This is a genomic window from Citrobacter sp. 172116965, from assembly GCF_013458095.1.
Lineage (GTDB): Bacteria > Pseudomonadota > Gammaproteobacteria > Enterobacterales > Enterobacteriaceae > Citrobacter > Citrobacter braakii.
The window spans coordinates 1,453,849-1,477,134 of record NZ_CP046673.1 but is presented as its reverse complement, the minus strand read 5'-3'; the positions used below and the strand labels follow the sequence as shown (position 1 = coordinate 1,477,134).

Genomic DNA, 23,286 nt, shown 5'->3' with positions numbered 1-23,286 from the left:
TGATATACTGCGTATCACTAATTCAAAAATAGTTGATAAATGCAACATTCCCTTGAATTGAAACGCTTTCCTTCGTAATTCGCAACTGGAACACGCAAGCTATGAGTAAACCCATTGTGATGGAACGCGGTGTTAAATACCGCGATGCCGATAAGATGGCTCTTATCCCGGTAAAAAATGTGGCAACAGAGCGTGAAGCCCTGCTGCGTAAACCGGAATGGATGAAAATAAAACTGCCAGCGGACTCCACTCGCATCCAGGGCATCAAAGCGGCAATGCGCAAAAATGGCCTGCACTCTGTCTGCGAAGAAGCTTCCTGCCCTAACCTGGCTGAATGTTTCAATCACGGAACAGCAACCTTTATGATCCTCGGCGCAATCTGTACTCGCCGTTGCCCATTCTGTGACGTTGCCCATGGCCGTCCGGTTGCTCCTGACGCCAACGAGCCGTTAAAACTGGCTCAGACGATTGCGGACATGGCGCTGCGCTATGTCGTGATTACCTCCGTTGACCGTGACGATCTGCGTGACGGCGGCGCTCAGCACTTTGCTGACTGCATCACCGCGATTCGTGAGAAAAGCCCGTCGATTAAAATCGAAACGCTGGTGCCTGACTTCCGTGGTCGTATGGATCGCGCGCTGGATATCCTCACAGCCACGCCGCCGGACGTGTTTAATCACAACCTCGAAAACGTACCGCGTATTTATCGTAATGTACGCCCTGGGGCTGACTACAACTGGTCGCTGAAGCTTCTGGAACGCTTCAAGGAAGCGCACCCGGAGATTCCGACCAAATCGGGTCTGATGGTGGGTCTGGGTGAAACTAATGCTGAAATCATTGAGGTCATGCGCGACCTGCGCAGCCATGGCGTGACCATGCTGACGCTGGGGCAGTATTTACAGCCAAGCCGCCATCACCTCCCGGTTCAACGCTATGTAAGCCCGGATGAGTTCGATGAGATGAAAGCAGAAGCCATGGCTATGGGCTTTACCCACGCGGCTTGCGGTCCATTCGTGCGCTCTTCATACCATGCTGACATGCAGGCCAAAGGGCTGGAAGTGAAGTAATCGTGTAATACTCACTTACATATCAGCAATAAAAAACCGGCAAATCGCCGGTTTTTTTTCATGCAGAGTTTGCAGTATTACTCTTTATGAGAAAGCTTCTCAGCCTGAACGCTACCATCAGCCTCTTTCTTGGCATCGGCATTATCGTCGTTCATTGCTTTCTTGAAGCCCTTGATTGCCGTCCCCAGGTCTCCACCCAGAGTACGTAACTTCTTGGTACCAAACAGCAGAACAACCAGTGCGGCAACCACCAGCAGTTTGGTAATACTAATCTCACCCATAGATACCTTCTTGACTTAAACCAGGCTACATAAAGCGCCATATTAACCTGAGAATATTAACGGCCTTTCGACGCGCGCACACAATAGCAATCTGTAACAAGGTGAATCAAGCCTTGTTTAAAAAAACGTCATAATAATTGCGGTGGCGCAAAGCGTCGGTTACTTAACACCGGAAGTTGTGCCCTGACCTGCCTCACCCGCTCGGCGGAAACCTCGGCCATAATGAGCGCGGGCGTTTCAGCGGCCGCCGCAATAGTCACGCCAAAGGGATCGATGACCCGGCTTTGGCCGATATTCTTGTTACCGCATTCTCCAGCCGCAACCAGATAACACGTGGCATCCAGCGCTCTTGCCGCCAAAAGCGTGGCCCAATGATGCTCTTTTAACGATCCCCGCACCCAAGCCGCAGGTAAAACGAGAATCTCAGCCCCCTGCAACGCGTGCGCCAGCGCCAGCTCAGGGAAGCGCAGGTCATAGCAGGTCATTAGCCCTACTTTTAATCCGCCTACGTCCAGCAGCGGCGCTATGGCGTCCCCTGCATCGACATTACGTGACTCCTGAATCGAAAAGGCATCATAGAGATGTAATTTAGCGTAATGGGCCACTACCCGACCAGCCCGTAGCGCCACCAGCATGTTAAATGCCCGGCCTGGCACAGAGGGAACATGAATCGTCAGGATTGTCGTCATCTCATTTTGTGCGCTTTCTTGCAACAAACGCGTCAGAAACCCACCTTCCAAAAGCTGAGCTGATTTCACTGACAGGTCAGGGTCTAAATCGTCACGCGCCAGCAATGCCTCCGGTAATACCAGTAGCGACGCCCCCTCTCCTGCAGCCTGAGACATCAGTAAGGCGCAGGTTTCTGCATTTTTTTCCCATGAAGGTCCCACGGCAAATTGCCCTGCTGCAACGAACATATTCCCTCCAGAAAACTTTGTTAAGCTCGCCAACAACAATTATTCAGCGTTACACTCACCCTCTATACAATCAAATAGCAGGATTACGCAGTGTTACAACTCCTTTTAGCGGTTTTTATCGGTGGTGGCACAGGTAGCGTAGCAAGATGGATGTTGAGTATGCGGTTTAACCCGCTGCATCAGGCCATTCCATTCGGTACGCTGGCTGCAAACTTACTTGGCGCATTTATCATTGGTATGGGTCTGGCATGGTTTAATCGCATGACAAATATTGACCCAATGTGGAAGGTGCTGATTACTACTGGCTTTTGCGGGGGACTGACAACGTTTTCCACTTTCTCTGCTGAGGTAGTGTTTTTACTGCAGGAAGGACGCTTTGGTTGGGCTATGGTGAATGTACTGGTTAATCTGTTGGGATCATTCGCGATGACCGCCCTGGCATTCTGGTTGGTATCTGCCTCTCCCGCACATTGAAGCGAAAAAAACCCGCAATTAAGCGGGTTTTGAATGCTTGCTGTCGTATGCTTACAGAGCGATTACGTTTGCAGCAGAAGGGCCTTTGGCACCGTTAGTGATTTCGAACTCTACACGCTGACCTTCAGCCAGAGTTTTAAAACCATTGGTCTGGATTGCAGAGAAGTGTACGAACACATCTTTGCTGCCATCTTCCGGAGTAATGAAACCGAATCCTTTGGACTCATTAAACCACTTAACGTTACCTTTAATCTTAGACATCAAAATTACCTTTACATGAAAAATAGACACAAATGCTGTGTCGGGTATCAGTACAACAATTGTGGTGCACTTTGTCCAGTCGAACTTTATCAAAAAGTGATAAATGTCGCGTTATTTTTCAGTTAAACTTCCTATCACTATGTTTTTAAAAGACTTTTCAATAAACCACCTGACAATACAGGTAGTCCATCAAAACTGGAACCGCATCCACGCAAAGTAGACGTTGCCGTTGTTATACGTTCCAGGAATGTAGGTCATCTGAAACGTTGCCGGGCCATAACCAATTGATGCCAGCGGTAACAGCACCGGTACCGGAATGTAGTTCCAGTTATCACGCGCGGTGAAACCGGCGGTAAAGCCGAGACCTGTATGGAAGTTTTCATCAGCCAGCGGTCGCCAGGTTTTTTCCCAGCCATAGCCGCCAATGGGTTCCCATTTATTGTAGGAATCCTTAAACGCCATGATATAAAGTCCGTGCCAGTTACCTTTATCATCCCAACGGGATTGACCAAATCCTGCACCCCACGGCCGTTCATTGTAGCGATCCGTTTTTTCTTTATCGTAGGCAAAACGCGCATGCCAGGTAATAGCAGGTACATACAGATCATAATGTTCCGGCTGCTGCCAGGTTTCACTGACATTATCTTTAAAAGTAGCAAACCAGCCTTTATCTTCAGCAGCAGCCTGGGAAGTGAAAGCTAACTGAATAAAAATAAATGAAAAAATGAGAAAATATCGTTTAGCGAAAATCACAACTTAATTACCATCCTGGGATTTATTATTAATTTTAGCAAACCCAACCTTAATGTCAGCTTAACAAAAATGCGCAAATAAAAAATCAGAATATTCCTCAGCCTATAACCTACCCCTTTATTTACTGAGCCATTTCATAGGAACTATTTTCTCTTTATTGCCAATAAATTGTGCTTTCCTGCGGCGAGAGTTAAATAACATCACAATAAATTAACAATAAAGCATCAATGTCACCACAAAACACACACACCAACGCTGCGCTTCACAGTTTTTTATTGTGATATTCTTTTTTTAATCGCGATGCTGAAAAAACGGCTTAGCCATCGCTTGAATCCGTATTTTTATTGATTTCAATCAGCAAGAGTTATCGGTTTATTAGGCACATTCTGTCACCACTTTTTACTTTTTTTAGTTTTTTAACTTTCTGGGCAGCAATGCGACAGGGGAAACAATGTTGACATTTATTGAACTCCTTATTGGAGTTGTGGTTATTGTGGGTGTAGCGCGCTACATCATTAAAGGTTATTCCGCGACAGGCGTACTGTTTGTCGGCGGTCTGGTTTTGCTGATAATCAGTGCGTTGATGGGCCATAAAGTTTTGCCGTCTAGCGCGGCAACGACGGGCTATACGGCAACAGACATTGTTGAATATATTAAAATTTTGCTGATGAGCCGTGGCGGCGATCTCGGCATGATGATTATGATGCTGTGTGGTTTTGCCGCCTACATGACGCATATTGGCGCGAATGATATGGTGGTTAAGCTGGCCTCTAAGCCGCTGCAGTATATCAATTCACCTTATCTGCTTATGATTGCCGCCTATTTTGTCGCCTGCCTGATGTCCCTGGCGGTCTCTTCAGCAACCGGTCTGGGCGTATTGCTGATGGCGACATTGTTCCCGGTCATGGTCAACGTTGGGATTAGCCGTGGCGCCGCAGCGGCCATTTGCGCCTCCCCAGCCGCTATTATTCTTTCGCCAACATCCGGTGATGTAGTGCTGGCTGCAAAAGCCGCGGAAATGCCGCTGATCGATTTCGCGTTTAAAACCACGCTACCAATTTCCATTGCCGCCATCATTGCTATGGCGATTGCCCACTTTTTCTGGCAGCGTTATCTGGATAAAAAAGAGAACATTTCTCATGAAATGTTAGATGTGGCTGAAATTACCACTACCGCCCCGTCGTTTTACGCCATCTTGCCATTTACCCCGATCGTTGGCGTCCTGATTTTCGATGGAAAATGGGGCCCACAGCTGCATATCATTACGATTCTGGTGCTGTGCATGCTCATCGCTGCTGTACTGGAGTTCGTACGAGGATTCAACACCCAGAAGGTTTTCTCGGGTCTGGAAGTCGCCTACCGTGGTATGGCGGATGCCTTTGCTAACGTGGTGATGCTGTTAGTCGCGGCGGGCGTTTTTGCCCAGGGTCTGAGCACAATCGGCTTTATTCAGAGTCTGATTTCTATCGCCACCTCGTTTGGCTCCGCGAGCATTATTCTGATGCTGGTACTGGTGATCCTGACTATGCTGGCGGCAATGACCACGGGGTCCGGTAACGCACCTTTCTATGCTTTCGTTGAGATGATCCCGAAACTGGCGCACTCTTCTGGCATTAACCCGGCTTACCTTGCTATCCCGATGCTGCAGGCATCAAACCTTGGACGCACAATCTCTCCGGTCTCCGGTGTGGTTGTTGCTGTCGCAGGGATGGCAAAGATCTCTCCGTTCGAAGTAGTGAAACGTACCTCGGTTCCGGTTCTGGTTGGACTGCTGGTTGTGATTATCGCAACTGAAGTGATGGTGCCGGCGACGTCCGCCCTGATTGGCGGTTAACGATAACTGTCAGCATCTGACCTTGATACGCAAAATCATTTAAGCTGCCTCAAAGCGGCAAGTGAAGACATCCCCAGTACCATAGATAATTATGTGACTGGGGTTTCTTCACGCAGCCCACAAAGAGGCAGCTTCAAGGATGACGTGAATTAGCCGCCGTGATAAATACGCTGCGGCCTCCCCACCTTACCGTGAATAATCTCCGCAATAATCAAATGACGGCTGGCACAGTACTCCAGGTAGCGCCTGGAGGTGGTACGGCTGATAGTGAGCGCCTGAGCGATCGTTTCCGCAGTATGATGTACCGTCGGATCGGCAAATAATTTCAACACCGCATTCAGCGTTAACGCATCAATTCCGGTCGGCAAATCGCCTTTCGGTTCGCCGCGCGCATAAGCATTAAACATTTCATCAATCTGCTTTTGACTGGCGCTGTCATTACCGGCCAACATGCGTCTGCGCTGTTGATAACGCGTCAGCGTCTGTCCCAGGCGCTCGTAGGCAATGGGTTTAACCAGATAATCAAACGCGCCGCTGCGCACGGCCTCGGAGACCGTTTCCATGTCGCTGGCCGCCGTGGTAAACACCACGCCGCCCGGATAACGCGTCTGGGTTAGCTCATGCAACAACGTAATTCCCTTGCCGTCCGGCAAGTAGTTATCGAGCAGAATCAAACCGGGCTTAAAACGCTCAATCATCATCCTCGCTTGCGCAAGATTACCCGCCAGCCAAATCTGGCTGAAGCCGGGTATATGGCGGATATATTCAGCATGCATTTCCGCCAGTAGCGTTTCATCCTCAACGATCAATAGCGTTAATGGTTCCGTCATTATTTTTTTTCACTTTCGGAAGAAATAAAGAAAATAAGGTGCCGCAGGGGGAGTTATCTTCGAGTGTAATCACCCCGTTACAGCGCCTCACATAACTTGCAATCAGATACAAACCGATGCCATGTTCACCTGGTTCATCGGTACGGGTGCTCACACCCTGTTCAAATATTTTTTCACGCAATGCTTCCGGTACACCGCATCCCTGATCGGCAACTTCGATGATCACGTCATCCCCTTCATCACTCAAATAGAGTTCGACGATCTTGTTGCCTTGCTGGGTGCGCAAGCTCGCTTCAAATGCATTATCAAGCAGATTGCCAACAATTGCTGCAAACTCTGTGCTATCCAGCCCCTCAGGGAGTTGATGCAGTTGACTGCCAGGAACGATAGTCATAGTGAGGCCCAGTTCACGCGCACGCTGCACCTTGCCAAACAACAGACCGGCTACCTGACGATCGGCAAACGCGCCGCGCAGACTGTCAATCAGTTGCTGTTGCGCCTGCGACTCCCCCTGCACCATTGCCAGCACCCGGTCATACTCTTTCATTTGCAGCAGGCCATTAATGGTCGACATCCAGTTAAGGTGTTCATGACGCAGCGTTCTCAGGCTCTCTACATACTGTTTGATCTGCGTTAATTGCGCATTAAGAGTAGCAATTTCATCTTTACTACGAAAACTGATGATTGCCCCAAGCAGTTCATCGCCGGAGCGAATCGCCTCACGGTTAGCGATAACGCTCAGGCCATTAAAGTTCACCATCGCGTCCTGTCGTTTTTCCGCAATCTGCTGGGTGAAAAAGTCAGTCGGCTGAACCACCTCACTAACCGGTTTTCCAAGCCACTTTCGTCCAGGCGAAGACAGCCCCAGCATTTTCCTCGCGCTGCGGTTTATTGCGGTGATATACCCATCAGGGTCCACGGCGATCAAACCTTCATATACCGAGCTGAATAGCGCTTCCTGCTGACGCACTACCCGCGCGATTTGCTTAGGCTCCATCCCCAACATCTGCCGGCGAATATGGGCGGCAAATAACCAGGAGAGCAGCATAAGTACCAGCAACAGCAGGATAAACACCCCTGCCATTGGGAGTAAAAAGTCCGATCGCCAGCTATCGATTTTACTGATCAGATAGCCAATTGAGACCACGCCAATGATTTTGCCATCGTCATCAAAGATGGGCGTTTTGGCGCGCATCGCCATCCCAATCGACCCTTTGCCGGTAATAAAGTAACTCTCCCCTCTTTCCAGCGCGCCGGGTTTGGTGAACTGCATCGGGTAGCCAATTTTTTCCGGATTTGGGTGGTAAAGGCGGACAGAGTTGGTATCCCCGATAACCACATAGTCGAAGTCAGTCCCGCTCTGCAGTTTGTCGGCAATGGTCGCCAGACGCTTGTAATCACGATGCTTCACCGCCGCGATGATACTGTCGTTAGAGGCGATGATTTTGGCCTGGTTCATCGCCATATCGCGGACATGCGTTGCCAGATAATCTTCAAAACTGGCGGTAAAGTATTGTGCTAACGCGGCGATAATAAAAACAGAAACGACCAAAATAAGCAGAAAGATACGCAATGGAAACGCCAGACTGCGAAAAAAAGGAAACCGTGTTTTATTTTTCTGCTCTGCCATATTTCTTCCTCAGCGACGATACCCGAAACTTATTTCTCATTGTAGTTGTAATAAAAATGTTTTATTTGCAAGTCGCGGTATAAAACAGGATCGTTGCAGATTCCCCACCTTAAATCAATTAAACAAATTAAAACCACACGCTATTTCGGAGTTAAATTAATTAAAAAACTTAAAACCATAAAACACATTAAAACCTTCTAACTTATTGTGAAATAAATCAAAAATCACCTCCAAAATACTCCTTACGATGTATGCAGCAGGGAAAAAAAGAAATACTCCGTAATAAAAAAACATTCCCTTCAATTGCAAACAAAAAGTTATCAGGTTGCTAAACAGAGCAACAAAAACAGAAACCCAGTAACAAATATAGCATCGGGGCTCTATTCACTATGTTCGGTAATAATATATTCACGCAAGTTAAACGCTCAGAAAATAAAAAGATGGCGGCTATCGCGCAATTTCTGAAAGAGAATGATTTGAGCGTTGATACAACTGTCGAAGTATTTATCACCGTCACCCGCGATGACCGCCTGATTGCCTGCGGCGGCATTGCCGGCAATATCATAAAGTGCGTCGCCATCTGCGAATCCGTAAGGGGTGAAGGCTTAGCGTTGACGCTGGCGACCGAGTTAATCAACCTCGCCTATGAGCGCCACTGTACGCACCTCTTCATCTATACCAAAACCGAGTACGAGTCGCTGTTTAAGCAGTGCGGTTTTTCTACGCTGACCAGCGTTCCCGGCATTATGGTGCTGATGGAAAACAGCACCACACGTCTGAAACGCTACGCTGAATCACTGGCGAAACAGCGCCATGAAGGGAAAAAAATTGGCTGTATCGTCATGAACGCCAACCCCTTCACCAACGGACATCGTTTTCTGATCCAACAAGCGGCCGCGCAATGTGACTGGCTGCATCTGTTTTTGGTGAAAGAAGATACCTCGCGTTTTCCGTATGAAGACCGACTGGATCTGGTGCTTAAAGGGACAAAAGACATTCCACGTTTAACCGTTCATCGCGGTTCGGAATACATCATTTCCCGCGCCACATTCCCGTGCTACTTCATCAAAGAGCAGAGCGTTATTAACCACTGCTATACCGAAATAGACCTGAAAATCTTCCGCCAGTATCTGGCACCGGCTCTCGGCGTCACGCACCGCTTCGTCGGTACCGAGCCGTATTGCACCGTCACCTCCCAGTACAACAACGATATGCGCTACTGGCTGGAGACCCCAACGCTTCCCGCCCCACCGATTGAACTGGTGGAAATTGAGCGGCTGTGCTTCCAGGAGATGCCGATTTCTGCCTCCTGGGTGCGCAAGCTGCTGGTTAAAAAAGATCTCACGGCTATCGCATCCCTGGTCCCTGACGCCACGCTGCACTATCTGCAAAGCATGGTTGAGCGGGCCTCATCGGGTGCGGCAGTCCGCCAAAATACCCCCGCATTAGCAACAGGTGAAAAATGAAAATAAACCAGGCAGCCGTCGCAGGCACACTCGAGTCCGGTGATGTGATGATTCGCATCGCCCCACTTGATTCGCAGGATATTGACCTGCAGGTTAACAGTAGCGTCGAAAAGCAGTTCGGTGATGCCATCCGGGCCACCATTCTGGACGTTCTGTCCCGCTACAACGTACGCGGCGTGCAATTAAATGTTGATGATAAAGGCGCACTGGACTGCATTTTACGTGCGCGACTGGAAGCACTACTGGCCCGCGCTGGCGGTATTCCTGCACTGCCATGGGAGGATTGCCAGTGATTAGTGAATCTTTGCAGCAACGTAAAACCCGTACCCGCCGCAGCATGCTGTTCGTACCGGGCGCCAATGCCGCCATGGTCAGCAACTCGTTCATCTATCCGGCAGATGCGCTGATGTTCGACCTGGAAGACTCCGTCGCGCTGCGCGAGAAAGATACTGCTCGCCGTATGGTGTACCACGCGCTGCAGCATCCGCTGTATCACGACGTTGAAACTATCGTGCGCGTAAACGCCCTCGACTCCGAATGGGGCATTAACGATCTCGAAGCCGTGGTACGCGGCGGCGCTGACATCGTGCGTTTACCGAAGACCGATACCGCGCAGGACGTCATCGACATCGAAAGCGAAATCCTGCGTATCGAGAAAGCCTGTGGCCGTGAGCCCGGCAGTACCGGTCTGTTAGCTGCCATCGAATCGCCGTTAGGCATTACCCGCGCGGTAGAAATTGCCCACGCTTCCGAGCGCCTGATCGGTATTGCACTGGGTGCGGAAGATTATGTGCGTAACCTGCGCACTGAGCGCTCTGCGGAAGGGACTGAACTGCTGTTTGCCCGCTGCTCTATTTTGCAGGCGGCACGCTCTGCCGGCATTCAGGCGTTCGACACCGTTTATTCCGATGCCAACAACGAAGCGGGTTTCCTGCATGAAGCCGCACACATCAAGCAACTGGGTTTTGACGGTAAGTCGCTCATCAACCCGCGCCAGATCGAGCTCCTGCACAACCTGTACGCGCCGACACGCAAAGAGCTGGCTCACGCGCGCCTGGTCGTGGAAGCCGCTGAAGCCGCCGCTCGCGAAGGTCGTGGCGTAGTTTCCCTGAACGGCAAAATGGTCGACAGCCCGGTTATCGAGCGCGCCCTTCTGGTTATCTCCCGTGCAGAACTTTCCGGCATTCGCGAAGAATAAGGCAAAAAAATGACGCAGAAAATCGAACAGTCTCAACGCCAGGATCGCGTGGCGACCTGGAGCCGTCATGCAGAAAGTGAGCTTTCCGCTTATCAGAGCACCGCAAAAGTAGAATTACAGGCGCAAAAACCGCGCGACAAGAAGCTGTGCGCTAACCTGGAAGACGCCATTCGTCGTTCAGGTTTACAGGATGGCATGACCATCTCTTTCCACCACGCTTTTCGCGGTGGCGATCTGACGATTAACCTGGTGATGGACGCCATCGCCAGAATGGGCTTTAAAAATCTGACGCTGGCCTCCAGCTCCCTGAGCGACTGCCATGCTCCGCTGGTTGAGCACATCCGTCAGGGCGTGGTCAGCCGTATTTACACCTCCGGGCTGCGTGGCCCGCTGGCGGAAGAGATCTCCCGTGGCCTGCTGGCCGAGCCTGTGCAGGTCCACTCCCATGGCGGCCGTGTACACCTGGTGCAAAGTGGCGAACTCAGCATTGATGTGGCGTTCCTCGGCGTACCGTCCTGTGACCAGTTTGGTAATGCTAACGGCTATACAGGTAAAGCATGCTGTGGTTCACTGGGCTATGCCCGCGTCGATGCCGAAAATGCAAAACAGGTTGTCCTGCTGACTGAACAGCTGCTGACCTATCCGCATAACCCGGCCAGCATTACGCAGGATCAAGTGGATCTGATTGTACAGATCGATCAGGTCGGCGATGCGGACAAAATCGGTGCTGATGCGACACGCATGACCACCAACCCGCGTGAACTGTTAATCGCCCGTAGCGCGGCAGACGTCATTGCTAACTCCGGTTACTTCAATGAAGGCTTCTCACTGCAGACAGGAACCGGCGGCGCTTCTCTGGCCGTTACTCGTTTCCTGGAAGACAAGATGCGCAGCCGCGATATCCGTGCTGACTTCGCGCTGGGCGGCATCACCGCTACCATCGTTGACCTGCACGAAAAAGGCCTGATTCGCAAACTGCTGGACGTACAGAGCTTTGACCGTAACGCGGCTGAGTCGCTGGCCCGCAATCCAAACCACATTGAGATCAGTGCCAACCAGTATGCCAACTGGGGTTCAAAAGGCGCCTCCGTCGATCGTCTGGACGTCGTGGTGCTGAGTGCGCTGGAAGTTGATACCAGCTTCAACGTTAACGTACTGACCGGTTCTGACGGCGTACTGCGCGGCGCATCCGGCGGTCACTGCGATACTGCGGTTGCCGCTGCGCTTTCCATCATTGTCGCTCCGCTGGTTCGCGGACGCATCCCGACGCTGGTTGATAACGTCCTGACCTGCGTAACCCCGGGCTCCAGCGTAGACATCCTGGTCACTGACCACGGTATCGCCGTTAACCCTGCGCGTCCGGAACTGGCTGAACGTCTGAAAGAAGCCGGTATGAAAGTGGTGTCCATTGAATGGCTGCGCGAACGTGCACAGCAGCTCACCGGTCAGCCACGCGCTATCGAATTCACCGACCGCGTGATTGCCGTTGTGCGTTACCGCGATGGCTCGGTGATTGACGTTGTGCATCAGGTGAAGGAATAAGCCATGCGCCTGCTCCCTGAACACGCCACCCAACACGCGGTTTCGATTCCCGAGCTGCTCGCCAGCCGGGATGAGAGACAAGCAAGGCAACATGCCTGGTTGACGCGTCATCACGCGCCACTGGTCTCATTTACCGTGGTCGTACCGGGTCCGATTAAAGACAGCGCATTAACCCGTCGCATCTTTAATCACGGCGTAACCGCCCTGCTCGCGCTGGCGGAAAAATCCACCTGGATTATCAGGGAGCAAACGGCGCTGGTTTCTGCCAGCGGTCCGGAAGGTCTTTTGTCTATTGAGGCCCCGGCCCACGATCTCAAGCTCGCCACAATTGAACTTGAGCATTCACATCCGCTGGGACGGTTATGGGACATCGATGTCCTGACCCCTGAAGGGGAAATTCTGTCCCGGCGTCATTTCGCACTCCCTGCCCGCCGCTGTCTGCTGTGCGGGCAAAGCGCTGCCGAATGCGCGCGGGGTAAAACCCACGCGCTTTCCGACTTACTCTCTCAGATGGAGGCTCTGCTGCATGATGCCGATTCCCGCAACATCAACCAATAACGCAGTCCTTCCTCTGGATCTGCCTGACGCTTACGCAACGCTTGCGTGGCGGGCCATGTTGACTGAAGTCAACCTGTCGCCCAAACCGGGTCTGGTGGATCGTATTAACAACGGCGCACATAAAGATATGGCGCTGGAAGATTTTCATCGCAGCGCTGAGGCAATTCAGGCCTGGCTGCCGCGTTTTATTGAATATGGGGCGTTTAGCGCACAGCTGTCGCCCGAGGATGTGTTGAAAGGACTGCGCCCACTGGGCATGGCCTGCGAAGCCGATATGTTTCGCGCCACCGAGGGGGTAAACACCCATAAAGGGAGCATCTTTTCACTGGGGCTGCTGTGTGCCGCCATTGGCCGCCTGCACCAGCTCCAACTGACTGTTACCGCTGAAACCCTTTGCTCTACGGCAGCAACATTTTGCCGTGGCCTGACCGAGCGCGAACTGCGCCAGAACAATCAACAACTCACGGCTGGCCAACGTCTTTATCAGCAACTGGGATTAACCGGCGCACGGGGCGAAGCCGAAGCAGGATACCCGCTAGTCATCAAGCATGCCCTGCCGCACTACCGCGCACTGCTGACTCAGGGCCGCGATCCTGAACTGGCGCTACTCGACACGTTATTGCTGCTGATGTCTATCAATGGCGACACCAACGTGGCTTCACGTGGCGGCGCAGAAGGTCTGCGCTGGCTACAGCAGCAGGCCACAACTCTATTGCAGCAAGGGGGGATTCGCACCCCTGCCGATCTCGAATACCTGCGCCAGTTCGACCAACAGTGCATTGAACGCAACCTCAGCCCAGGAGGCTGCGCCGATCTGCTGATCGTCACCTGGTTCTTAGCTCAGATTTCACAAGTTCATCATTATCACAATTAAAGATCCTTTCCGGAGAATCACACACATGTCTTTAGCAAAAGATAAAATATGGAAATTACTGGCCCCATTGGTCGTAATGGGCGTCATGTTTCTTATCCCTGTCCCTGATGGAATGCCCCCGCAGGCCTGGCACTATTTTGCCGTTTTCGTGGCAATGATTGTTGGGATGATCCTGGAGCCAATCCCGGCAACAGCGATAAGCTTTATCGCCGTAACGATCTGCGTCATCGGCAGCAACTATCTGCTGTTTGATGCTTCAGAGCTGGCCGACCCGGCGTTTAAAGCGGGTAAGCAAGCGCTGAAATGGGGTCTGGCAGGCTTCTCCAGCACTACCGTGTGGTTGGTGTTTGGCGCGTTTATCTTCGCGCTGGGCTATGAAGTCACCGGTCTGGGTCGTCGTATCGCGCTGTTCCTGGTAAAATTCATGGGTAAGCGCACCCTGACGCTGGGCTACGCGATTGTCATCATCGACATTCTGCTGGCGCCGTTTACACCGTCCAACACCGCGCGTACCGGTGGTACCGTATTCCCGGTTATCAAAAACCTGCCGCCGCTGTTTAAATCATTCCCGAACGATCCGTCCGCGCGCCGTATCGGCGGATATCTGATGTGGATGATGGTAATCAGTACCAGCCTGAGCTCCTCTATGTTCGTTACCGGTGCTGCACCTAACGTGCTGGGTCTGGAATTCGTCAATAAAATTGCCGGTATTCAAATCAGCTGGTTGCAATGGTTCCTCAGCTTCCTGCCGGTTGGTATTATTTTGCTGATCGTTGCTCCGTGGCTGTCCTATGTTCTTTACAAGCCAGAAGTTACTCACAGTGCTGAAGTTGCCGCGTGGGCTGGTGATGAACTGAAAACCATGGGTAAACTGACGCGTAAAGAGCTGACCCTGATCGGTCTGGTTCTGCTCAGCCTGGGTCTGTGGGTCTTTGGCGGTAAACTGATTGATGCGACCGCTGTGGGTCTGCTGGCAGTCTCGCTGATGCTGGCGCTGCACGTTGTCCCGTGGAAAGACATCACCCGTTATAACAGCGCATGGAACACCCTGGTTAACCTCGCCACGCTGGTCGTTATGGCGAATGGTTTAACCCGTTCAGGCTTCATCGACTGGTTCGCCAACACGATGAGCTCGCACCTGGAAGGCTTCTCGCCTAACGCGACCGTGATCGTTCTGGTGCTGGTGTTCTATTTTGCTCACTACCTGTTTGCCAGCCTTTCCGCACACACCGCCACCATGCTGCCGGTTATTCTGGCCGTCGGCAAAGGCATCCCGGGCGTTCCGATGGAACACCTGTGTATCCTGCTGGTACTGTCCATCGGTATCATGGGCTGTCTGACTCCGTATGCAACTGGCCCTGGCGTTATTATTTACGGCTGCGGTTATGTGAAGTCCAAAGACTACTGGCGTCTGGGTGCTATCTTCGGCGTTATCTACATCTCTATGCTTCTGCTGGTCGGCTGGCCGATTCTGGCAATGTGGAGCTAATCATTCGGGTTCCCGCCTGATGAAAATGATGCCAGTCAGCTAAACCTGACTGGCATTTTTTATGATTAAATAGATGATATTCAGAATTTATATAAGTATCCGAAATCATCATGACATCAACATGGCGTTATTCTTCGCTGCTGGCAGCACTTCTGCTCCCAGTTTCTGCGGCTCAGGCCGATGAACTTCAGGCAAAACAGTACGCTGATTTTGACAGCTACGTGCTGGCCCTCTCCTGGCAAACCGGATTTTGTCAGAGCCAACACGAGAGAAATCGTCAAGAGCCCGACGAATGTCGTCTGCAAAAAGAGAGCGCGGACAAAGCAGATTTCCTGACCGTTCACGGTTTATGGCCCAGCCTGCCAAAATCCATCGCCGCCCGTGGAGTAGACAACCGCCGCTGGATGCGCTTTGGCTGCGCGACTCGCCCTATTCCCAACCTGCCTGAAGCGCGCGCCAGCCGTAAATGCGCGGCTCCCGACACGGGCCTGTCACTGGAAAGCGCTGCAAAACTCAGTGCCGTAATGCCCGGTGCCGGCGGGAGATCTTGTCTGGAACGTTACGAATATGCCAAGCATGGCGCCTGTTTCGGTTTTGATCCCGACGCATACTTCGGCACGATGGTACGGATGAATAATGAGGTTAAGAACAGCGAGGCTGGCAAATTCCTCGCGGAAAACTACGGCAAAACCGTCAGCCGCAGCGCATTTGACGCCGCCGTCGCTAAAAGCTGGGGCAGAGAGAACGTCAAAGCCGTGAAGCTAAGCTGCCACGGCAATCCGGCCTATCTAACAGAAATCCAGTTGTCCCTGAAAGCCGACACCATTAACCAGACGTTATCCGCACAGTCATTCTTACCGCAACCGCATCCGGGTAACTGCGGTAAACAGTTTATTATCGACAAAGTGGGATACTGAAAATAACGACCGGCGCGGCAAGCTGGCGTCGGTCCATATGGTTAGCGTTTTGAACGGGCATCCGGGCGAACTAAATCAAAGCGGTGTGTTTCACTGATCGAATAATACGCCGTTGGCCCGCCCGCACGCAGTACCGGTTTTGCTTTCGCCGTCTGGTAGATGCCGCCTTCCAGTAGCGTTTCATCAATATGAATACCCACCACTTCTCCCAGCACCAGCCAGGTTTCAACAGGCGAACCATCAGCGGTGGTCAGTTGCAGACTTTGCGATAAGCGACACTCAAAATTGACCGGGCTTTGCGCCACGCGCGGCACGCTGACTATCCGACTATCTGCTTTGCTAAGCCCGGCGGCAAAAAACTCATCCTCGCCGTGAGGCAAGCTGGCTGACGTTTCGTTCATCGCGCTGGCCAGCTCAAGAGTCGTCAGATTCCAGACAAACTCACCGGTGTCGATAATATTCTGCACGCTATCTTTCCAGCCGCTGCTGGCGAAACCGATAATCGGCGGGTGATAATTAAAGCAGTTAAAGAAACTGTACGGTGCAAGGTTATGCCGACCGTCGCTGTCGCGGGAGGCAATCCAGCCAATAGGGCGCGGTCCAATGATGGCATTCAGCGGGTCATGCGGTAAGCCGTGTCCTTGTGATGGTTGATAGAAATACATAGCGTTCTCTGTTGAAGTTAACATCAGCGCAGCACAAATTATGCTTCGCTCATCTCCCTGGAAAAAGAAGATCAGCGTAGAACAATCCGCTAAAGATTACGATTGAATAAAGTTGAGCAGATCGCCGTTGATCTGTTGTTTATGGGTAGTGCAAATGCCATGCGAACCGCCAACATACACCTTCAACTGCACGTCCGGCAGTATTTCCGCCGCAACCTTTCCGCAGGTTTCAAACGGGACAATCTGATCGTCATCACCATGGATCACCAGCGTCGGGATAGTCATCTTTTTGAGATCCTCACGCAGGTCAGTTTCTGAAAACGCGTGAATACAGTCGTACAACGCTTTGATAGAACCTTGTAAACCCTGTTCAACAAAGCTTTCACGAACGGCTTTCGACGCATTTACGCCCGGGCGGTTGTAGCCATAAAATGCAGCGGTCAGTTCATAGAAGAAAGCAGCGCGATCGTTTATCACTCCCTCACGGATGCCATCAAACACCTCTTTTGGCACACCATTTGGGTTAAAGTCGGTCTTGATCATTATGGGCGTCACCGCGCCGATTAACACCGCTTTGGCTACCCGCTGCGTTCCATGGCGACCAATGTACCTCGCCACTTCCCCGCCCCCGGTAGAGTGTCCGACATGTACGGCATCTTTAAGATTGAGATGCGCGGTAAGTTCAGCCAGATCGTCAGCATACTGATCCATATTGTGACCATCCCAGGGCTGGGCTGAACGCCCATGCCCACGCCTGTCATGGGCGATCACCCGAAATCCTTTCGACCCGAGGAACAGCATCTGATCCTCAAACGCATCTGCCGTCAGCGGCCAGCCATGGCTAAAGACGATAGGCTGCCCACTTCCCCAATCTTTAAAATGCAAATAGCTGCCGTCTTTCAAGGTAAGTTTGTCGTACTGGCTCATGAGATCTCCTGTCGCGGAACACTGAGTTGTTTGACGCGCCCGCAGCGAGCGCTTAAAAAGCATAATGCAAATTGGAGAACGATCGCGTTTTTCGGCTAAAATCACACCATACGCAACAATATTGATGATTTGCCTGAATGTGAACTAAATCACTTCAAACCAGGGGTAAGTCTCAGTATCATCATAAAAGCTAAACCCTTGCCGCCTGACGGTGAGGGTTTTCTTTTGGGATTATTTACCTGCGCACCCGCAGTATCGACGACATGGAGTAACAAATGTCCAGACCAACTATCATCATTAACGACCTCGATGCGGAACGCATTGACCGCCTGTTGGAGCAACCTGCGTTTGCTGGTTTACCGATTGCCGACGCCCTGAACGCCGAGCTGGATCGTGCCCAAATGTGTTCACCAGAAACCATGCCGCACGATGTCGTGACCATGAACAGCCGCGTGAAATTCCGCAATCTGAGTGATGGCGAAGTCCGTGTGCGTACCCTGGTGTATCCGGCCAATATGACTGACAGCAGCACACAGCTTTCGGTAATGGCACCTGTTGGCGCTGCACTTCTGGGCCTGCGCGTTGGCGACACCATTCACTGGGAACTACCAGGCGGGACCTCAACACACCTCGAAGTCATTGAGCTTGAGTACCAACCTGAAGCTGCGGGCGACTACCTGCGCTAACTCTGTCTTATCAAAGCCACTCGCTTTATCTTACAGGGGATGCATCCGCATCCTCTTTCCGGTTAGCCCCCAACTCCTGACCCTCACCTTATCTCCTGTTCGAAAACATAAATCTGTGTCGTGACTGACAGAATCATTTTTAATACTATGCTGATATGTGTTCATGTAATGACAAGGAGAATGTTTATGTACAACACAATCATAATGCCTGTTGATGTATTCGAAATGGAACTGAGCGACAAGGCTATTCGCCATGCAGAATTTCTGGCACAGGAAAACGGGGTTATTCATCTGCTGCATGTGCTGCCAGGCTCAGCAAGCTTAAGCCTGCACCGCTTTGCAGCCGATGTCCGTCGTTTTGAAGAGCATCTACAACACGAAGCGGAAACCCGTCTGCAAACGATGGTCGGTCACTTCAGCATTGATCCTTCCCGTATTAAACAACACGTCCGCTTTGGCAGCGTACGTGACGTCGTCAACGAGTTGGGTGAAGAGTTGAATGCGGATGTGGTCGTCATTGGATCGCGCAACCCATCAATCAGCACTCATCTGCTCGGCTCAAACGCTTCCAGCGTTGTTCGCCACGCTACTCTGCCAGTGCTGGTTGTACGTTAATAGCCTCTAATTTGCTAAAGAAAACCCCTGCCAGGTTAATGCCTGACAGGGGTTTTTATTGCCTGACGATCAGTACAAATGACCGATATTCACGATAGTACTAACCGTATCGCCAAAGAACGTCAGACGACCCAGGAATACGCCAACAAACAGCAGGACAAAGAGCGCTTTTGCACGACGCTCGCCCTGGCGGCTGAGGACAAAGGCCACCGCCAGACACACCAGACTTGCCAGATAAAGCGGCGACGTCAGCCAGGCATGTGCCGTCATCTGCATGATGGTGCCACCACTTAGCCAGATAATGGGCGCGGCAATCATGACCGCCATACAAACGACAATCCCCTGACGCAATGCGGCAACGGCAGGCGTGAGGTTAAGCAGCGGAATCGCCGCACAACCCATAACCCACACCGTGATGAAGAACAGCAGCATCGTCAGACCGTTGGCGATCGCCACCATCGCCGGGGCGGCATAGGTCATCCCCTGTACCGCCACCAGCGCGATCCCGAGAACAGAGGCCAGAACGGCCGGCGCTTTGTGCCCTTTTGCCAAAAACGTCACGCCCACCGCCGCGCCGTATAAAGTTGCGCCGAGAATCTCACGGCTCAGCCAGGCATGCTGGAGGTTAATCAGGGCATTGTAGGCGCGATCCGGATGCGCCAGGTGCAATACCGCCGCCACGGAAGCAGCCGCCAGAACCAGCCCGCTTACCAGCCAGTACAGGCGCTTGCTTTCCAGTTTCCCTTGCAGCGTGCGCAGCGTCAGAATGAGCGTTATACCAACCGACATCTGGCTCAATACGGTAAAAATAACCAGAGGGAATTCATACTTTTCCATTACTTGCCCTCCGGTTGCTTCGGTTGACGCGCGAGGATAAAACGCGTGCCAGGGTTAAGCTGCGGCATACGTGGGAATCCCGGCGGATACTGTACGGCATTGTTGGGGATCGGATCGGCATCCAGATCGATAAGCGTCAGGGCGCCTACCGGGCAGGCACTCACGCACGCCGGCTGCATACCGACATCGAGACGCTCGTAGCACATGCTGCATTTTTCCGCTTTTTTCATCTCTTCATTAAAGCGCGGCGCACCGTATGGGCAATTGCGGATACAGTTTTTGCATCCGATACAACGTTCCGGATTATGCACCACAACACCATCCTCGCGTTTGGTGTACGCCTCTACCGGACAAGCCGCCAGGCAGGCCGGATTTTCGCAATGGTTACAGGCCAGCGAGTAGAACGCTCGCTCCTCATGCGGGTAAATTTCTTTATCCAGCGGGTAGACATAGCGCCAGAAACGTTCAGGCTCCAGCTGATTAAAACTCTTACACGCCATCGCACAGCCACGGCAGCCGATGCACTTATCGCTATTGACTAAAAACGCGCGTCTCATGCCGCAGCTCCTTCATTTCCTGACAGAGTAATATCTACAAATTGACTGTGTATGGCCGCACCGGGCGCGCCTGTCGCCATTTTTCCCATATCGGCGGGCGTATCTTTGACCACATTCTGTACGTTGTAACTAAGCTTGTTGAACCAGGATTCGTACATCACAAGAAAATCTTCCGGCACATTAGTGGTAATTTTGGCTCGCAACTCAACATGGCCCACCTCGTTGAAGACTTTGACGTGAGCGCCCTCAGTGATGCCCTTTTTCTGTGCAGCAAGCGGGTGGATATAAACAAAGGGTTCTGGCCAGAAAACCTGCATCCAGTCCAGATTGACAAACTGCGAGTGCAGACCGTACTGAAGATGAGGTGTAAACAGGTGGAACGGCAGCGCACCCTGTGCACCCGCTTTATATTCCGGCAAAGCCGTGTGACCATTTTCCGCACAACGTTCTGATTTGAACTCGTACTTGCCTGACGGCGTTTTGAACTTGCGATCGTACCAGGCCGCGGTGCTGACCATTTTTGCTTTGCGTGGTCCTTCCAGCAGGTCATCCCAGCCCGCAATGCCAAACTGTTTCCCCATCCCCTCATTAAATTCCTGATCCAACCAGCGTTTAGCATCAAACGCCTGCGGGAAGGTACATGAACCGGGTTCCAGTTTATTGATGGTTTTGGACAGCAGCGCCGCGATTTCCGGATCGCTCTTGCACTCATACAGCGGTTTGATAGCCGGCTCGTTGACGGATAACCAGTAGTGCCAATAAGACGAAGAGACATCCCATTGTTCAAAGGTGGTAGTGACAGGCAGCACGATATCCGCATGTTGGACGGTTTCGTTGAAGAACTGGTCGACACAAACCACCATTTCCAGTTTATCAAACGCTTTGATCATCTTGTTGCGGTCGAAATCCTGAGCAAACGGGTTTTTAGAGGCCACCCACAGCATCCGTACCGGTGGTTCACTGGCGTCCAGAATTCCTTGCGCCGTCTGGTTGATATTCAGCGCACGATCGGAGTATTCGCTCTTCTCACCGCTATCGCTGACAAACTCACCCACCGGACCACCTGCGCCTTTTATTCCGACAGAACCTGCAGGAGGCTTCTGCATCATTCCATGGTAGTTATAACCCCATGTCTGCAGATGACCGTAGCGGGCACCGCCGCCCTCAATACCAATATTGCCGGTCATTGCCACAAAGGCATCGATCGCCCGTACGTTAGCGCCGCCGTTAACATGGCGCTGCATGCCGTAGCCAATCCACACGGTGGCAGGATTAACCGCCGTAAACTCTTCCGCTAACTGGCGAATGGCATCCGCCGACAGACCGCAAATTTCAGCGGCCCACTCGACGGTCACACTGCTGCGCAGATAAGCTTCGAATTCCGGGTATCCGTGGGAATAGTTATTGACGAAATCCTGATCAACTAAACCTTTATCCACCAGGTGACGCGCCATGCCCAGCGCCAGAGCGCCATCTGAGCCTGGGCGAACACGTAAATAAAGATCGGCTTTCGCGGCGGTCTGCGTTAACAGCGGATCGATAACGACAACTTTTGCGCCTTTCTCCCGCGCCTGATAGATGTATTTCATAGTGTGCATAGAGCACCAGGCCGGATTCGCGCCCCAGATGATGATATATTTTGCTTTTACAAAATCTTCCGGGTCGTTACACCACATATCCCCCATATCATAGTTCTGGGCGTCGATACCGGCTGGCCAGCAAGGTGTCCCGGCAAAACGGGTGGTGTAACCCAGCGAAGACATCATCCCTTCAACGGCATAACCCATCACCCCAAGGTTGCCTGAGTATTTTGACAGCGCCAGCCCCAGCATTGAGCCGTCTTTCTTTTTAATCTCCAGCATCTTGGTCGCAATGCGCTGCATTGCTTCGTCCCAGGAGATACGACGCCAGTTACCGCTGCCGCGAACATCCTGAACCATCGGATATTTAATGCGATCCGGGCTATACACCCGGCGAGGATAAGTCAGACCTTTTACACAGGGTGTTCCATGCGTAAACGTTGACTCAGGCGCGCCTTCCACAAAGGTAATGACGTCATCCTTCACCCAGGTTTTCAGGCTACAGGTGTCATAGCAGTTACGCGGACAGGCGTTGCGAGAAATTTTGTAAGTTTTAGGGTTAAACGGAATTGGCGGTTGCGCCAATGCGCAGCGTGAAGTCAGCAACCCCCCAGGCAGGGCAGCCACGGTTCCAAGGGCAACTAACCCTTTCAAAAATGAACGTCTGTTCAGAACTCCCGGTTCATTACTCATATTGATACTCTCGTGTTTAATTCATTAAGCCAAGAAGACAACCTTCCCGCTACGGTTTTCAGCGTGGCGGTTTGTGCATTTATATTTATTTTTTCGATATACTCGGGCACCCACAGCGCTATATACTCACTTACATATCGAGTGAAGGCGACCTGGTATTTAGCTGATGTTCTGGCATTAGCCGATAATAAAACCGCCAATTCCAATACATATGAAATATGATCATCCGGTATATTATTTTTGTGGTTTATAGATAAACCTATATTTGCCATGAATTCCCGAATGCTCAAAGTTGATTTACCCATTACGAGGGCATCTTCTTCGAGATAAACCGAAGCGAACGGCGCAGCCTTTAACGTCTGTGGCCCAACAAATAGCGCATTGAAGTCGTACTCCGCGTCCAACCACTCCTGTTCTGTTAGCCTCGAGGCATGTGCTTCCAGAGCTGAATAAGCCGCTTTCAGCGTGTGACTATCGTGAGAAATAAAAAAATCACGCAACAATAACCCTGTCGATTCAAAGATCGTCAGGGTTTCATATATTTCACCCATGAATTAACCAACCATTTATTCATAAAACAAATAAAAACGTAATGCAGGTTGATATAATAAAGAAAACGCCTCATCTTTCTTTGA

Annotated in this window: 25 protein-coding genes; 13 read left to right on the top strand and 12 right to left on the bottom strand. The window is 51.6% G+C overall.

Going from position 1 to position 23,286, the window contains the following annotated elements; translation table 11 throughout:
* Nucleotides 1-101: 101 nt before the first annotated feature.
* Nucleotides 102-1,067: a lipoyl synthase gene (gene lipA / locus GPJ68_RS06935; protein ID WP_003022702.1), complete on the top strand. Its 966-nt coding sequence runs from the start codon at nt 102-104 to the stop codon at nt 1,065-1,067.
* Nucleotides 1,068-1,144: 77 nt separating this feature from the next.
* Here the strand turns inward: lipA and tatE are convergent, their stop codons facing one another.
* Nucleotides 1,145-1,348, bottom strand: a complete 204-nt coding sequence (gene tatE / locus GPJ68_RS06930) for a twin-arginine translocase subunit TatE (RefSeq protein ID WP_016152230.1) — start codon at nt 1,346-1,348, stop codon at nt 1,145-1,147.
* Nucleotides 1,349-1,476: 128 nt separating this feature from the next.
* The gene (locus GPJ68_RS06925) at nt 1,477-2,265 is read right to left on the bottom strand and encodes a deaminated glutathione amidase (RefSeq protein WP_169330286.1); all 789 of its coding nucleotides are present in this window, start codon (nt 2,263-2,265) and stop codon (nt 1,477-1,479) included.
* 90 nt (nt 2,266-2,355) lie between these two features.
* Between GPJ68_RS06925 and crcB the strand changes: the two genes are divergently transcribed.
* Nucleotides 2,356-2,739: a fluoride efflux transporter CrcB gene (gene crcB / locus GPJ68_RS06920; protein WP_003831281.1), complete on the top strand. Its 384-nt coding sequence runs from the start codon at nt 2,356-2,358 to the stop codon at nt 2,737-2,739.
* Nucleotides 2,740-2,790: 51 nt separating this feature from the next.
* On the opposite strand, the gene cspE is transcribed toward crcB, so the two are convergent.
* Complete coding sequence (cspE, locus tag GPJ68_RS06915) at nt 2,791-3,000, bottom strand: transcription antiterminator/RNA stability regulator CspE (RefSeq protein WP_000034825.1); 210 nt, start codon at nt 2,998-3,000, stop codon at nt 2,791-2,793.
* A gap of 189 nt (nt 3,001-3,189) precedes the next feature.
* Nucleotides 3,190-3,753 (bottom strand): lipid IV(A) palmitoyltransferase PagP, encoded by a 564-nt coding sequence (gene pagP / locus GPJ68_RS06910; RefSeq protein ID WP_016155963.1) that lies wholly within the window; start codon nt 3,751-3,753, stop codon nt 3,190-3,192.
* A 451-nt stretch (nt 3,754-4,204) separates the two neighbouring features.
* Between pagP and dcuC the strand changes: the two genes are divergently transcribed.
* Nucleotides 4,205-5,587: an anaerobic C4-dicarboxylate transporter DcuC gene (gene dcuC / locus GPJ68_RS06905; RefSeq protein WP_016152227.1), complete on the top strand. Its 1,383-nt coding sequence runs from the start codon at nt 4,205-4,207 to the stop codon at nt 5,585-5,587.
* 149 nt (nt 5,588-5,736) lie between these two features.
* On the opposite strand, the gene dpiA is transcribed toward dcuC, so the two are convergent.
* A complete protein-coding gene (gene dpiA / locus GPJ68_RS06900; RefSeq protein ID WP_016152226.1) occupies nt 5,737-6,417 on the bottom strand; it encodes a two-component response regulator DpiA in 681 nt (226 codons plus the stop codon).
* The gene (dpiB, locus tag GPJ68_RS06895; RefSeq protein WP_046274583.1) at nt 6,386-8,047 is read right to left on the bottom strand and encodes a sensor histidine kinase DpiB; all 1,662 of its coding nucleotides are present in this window, start codon (nt 8,045-8,047) and stop codon (nt 6,386-6,388) included. Before dpiB ends, dpiA begins: the two co-directional genes overlap by 32 nt.
* Before the next feature lie 389 nt (nt 8,048-8,436).
* Here dpiB and citC point away from each other — a divergent pair, with 389 nt between their 5' ends.
* The 8 genes from citC (at nt 8,437) to rna (ending at nt 16,091) form a co-directional block, all read left to right on the top strand.
* Entirely contained in the window at nt 8,437-9,513 is a 1,077-nt protein-coding gene (gene citC / locus GPJ68_RS06890) for a [citrate (pro-3S)-lyase] ligase (RefSeq protein ID WP_016152224.1), read from the top strand.
* On the top strand, nt 9,510-9,806 hold the full coding sequence (gene citD, locus GPJ68_RS06885) for a citrate lyase acyl carrier protein (protein WP_003831276.1): 297 nt from the start codon (nt 9,510-9,512) through the stop codon (nt 9,804-9,806). Before citC ends, citD begins: the two co-directional genes overlap by 4 nt.
* Nucleotides 9,803-10,711 (top strand): aldolase/citrate lyase family protein, encoded by a 909-nt coding sequence (locus GPJ68_RS06880; RefSeq protein WP_019076252.1) that lies wholly within the window; start codon nt 9,803-9,805, stop codon nt 10,709-10,711. The genes citD and GPJ68_RS06880 overlap by 4 nt, the downstream gene beginning before the upstream one ends.
* 9 nt (nt 10,712-10,720) lie before the next feature.
* Nucleotides 10,721-12,253, top strand: a complete 1,533-nt coding sequence (gene citF / locus GPJ68_RS06875) for a citrate lyase subunit alpha (protein ID WP_016152222.1) — start codon at nt 10,721-10,723, stop codon at nt 12,251-12,253.
* Between the two features lie 3 nt (nt 12,254-12,256).
* Nucleotides 12,257-12,811 carry a citrate lyase holo-[acyl-carrier protein] synthase gene (gene citX, locus GPJ68_RS06870; RefSeq protein WP_104652338.1) on the top strand — a complete coding sequence of 185 codons (555 nt, stop codon included), beginning with the start codon at nt 12,257-12,259 and terminating at the stop codon, nt 12,809-12,811.
* Nucleotides 12,780-13,685, top strand: coding sequence for a triphosphoribosyl-dephospho-CoA synthase CitG (gene citG, locus GPJ68_RS06865; RefSeq protein ID WP_049269763.1), 906 nt, complete (start codon nt 12,780-12,782; stop codon nt 13,683-13,685). Before citX ends, citG begins: the two co-directional genes overlap by 32 nt.
* Before the next feature lie 25 nt (nt 13,686-13,710).
* Nucleotides 13,711-15,174 carry a citrate/succinate antiporter CitT gene (citT, locus tag GPJ68_RS06860; protein ID WP_016152219.1) on the top strand — a complete coding sequence of 488 codons (1,464 nt, stop codon included), beginning with the start codon at nt 13,711-13,713 and terminating at the stop codon, nt 15,172-15,174.
* Nucleotides 15,175-15,284: 110 nt separating this feature from the next.
* Entirely contained in the window at nt 15,285-16,091 is an 807-nt protein-coding gene (gene rna / locus GPJ68_RS06855; protein WP_019076250.1) for a ribonuclease I, read from the top strand.
* A 41-nt stretch (nt 16,092-16,132) separates the two neighbouring features.
* Here the strand turns inward: rna and GPJ68_RS06850 are convergent, their stop codons facing one another.
* Both GPJ68_RS06850 and GPJ68_RS06845 read right to left on the bottom strand, forming a co-directional pair.
* The gene (locus GPJ68_RS06850) at nt 16,133-16,756 is read right to left on the bottom strand and encodes a flavin reductase family protein (protein ID WP_016155958.1); all 624 of its coding nucleotides are present in this window, start codon (nt 16,754-16,756) and stop codon (nt 16,133-16,135) included.
* 96 nt (nt 16,757-16,852) lie between these two features.
* A complete protein-coding gene (locus GPJ68_RS06845; RefSeq protein ID WP_104652336.1) occupies nt 16,853-17,683 on the bottom strand; it encodes an alpha/beta fold hydrolase in 831 nt (276 codons plus the stop codon).
* A gap of 275 nt (nt 17,684-17,958) precedes the next feature.
* On the opposite strand from GPJ68_RS06845, the gene rnk reads away from it, so the two are divergent.
* Both rnk and uspG read left to right on the top strand, forming a co-directional pair.
* Nucleotides 17,959-18,369 carry a nucleoside diphosphate kinase regulator gene (rnk, locus tag GPJ68_RS06840; protein ID WP_005120853.1) on the top strand — a complete coding sequence of 137 codons (411 nt, stop codon included), beginning with the start codon at nt 17,959-17,961 and terminating at the stop codon, nt 18,367-18,369.
* Between the two features lie 186 nt (nt 18,370-18,555).
* Nucleotides 18,556-18,984, top strand: coding sequence for a universal stress protein UspG (gene uspG, locus GPJ68_RS06835; protein WP_016152215.1), 429 nt, complete (start codon nt 18,556-18,558; stop codon nt 18,982-18,984).
* A gap of 69 nt (nt 18,985-19,053) precedes the next feature.
* On the opposite strand, the gene GPJ68_RS06830 is transcribed toward uspG, so the two are convergent.
* Genes GPJ68_RS06830 through GPJ68_RS06815 form a run of 4 tightly spaced genes read right to left on the bottom strand, consistent with a single transcriptional unit; the run spans nt 19,054 to nt 23,202 of the window.
* Nucleotides 19,054-19,821, bottom strand: a complete 768-nt coding sequence (locus GPJ68_RS06830) for a DmsC/YnfH family molybdoenzyme membrane anchor subunit (RefSeq protein ID WP_049269767.1) — start codon at nt 19,819-19,821, stop codon at nt 19,054-19,056.
* Nucleotides 19,821-20,378 carry a 4Fe-4S dicluster domain-containing protein gene (locus tag GPJ68_RS06825; RefSeq protein WP_049269768.1) on the bottom strand — a complete coding sequence of 186 codons (558 nt, stop codon included), beginning with the start codon at nt 20,376-20,378 and terminating at the stop codon, nt 19,821-19,823. The genes GPJ68_RS06830 and GPJ68_RS06825 overlap by 1 nt, the downstream gene beginning before the upstream one ends.
* Nucleotides 20,375-22,651 carry a molybdopterin-dependent oxidoreductase gene (locus GPJ68_RS06820; protein WP_016155955.1) on the bottom strand — a complete coding sequence of 759 codons (2,277 nt, stop codon included), beginning with the start codon at nt 22,649-22,651 and terminating at the stop codon, nt 20,375-20,377. The genes GPJ68_RS06825 and GPJ68_RS06820 overlap by 4 nt, the downstream gene beginning before the upstream one ends.
* The gene (locus GPJ68_RS06815; protein ID WP_172860561.1) at nt 22,648-23,202 is read right to left on the bottom strand and encodes a molecular chaperone; all 555 of its coding nucleotides are present in this window, start codon (nt 23,200-23,202) and stop codon (nt 22,648-22,650) included. The genes GPJ68_RS06820 and GPJ68_RS06815 overlap by 4 nt, the downstream gene beginning before the upstream one ends.
* Between the last annotated feature and the right edge of the window lie 84 nt (nt 23,203-23,286).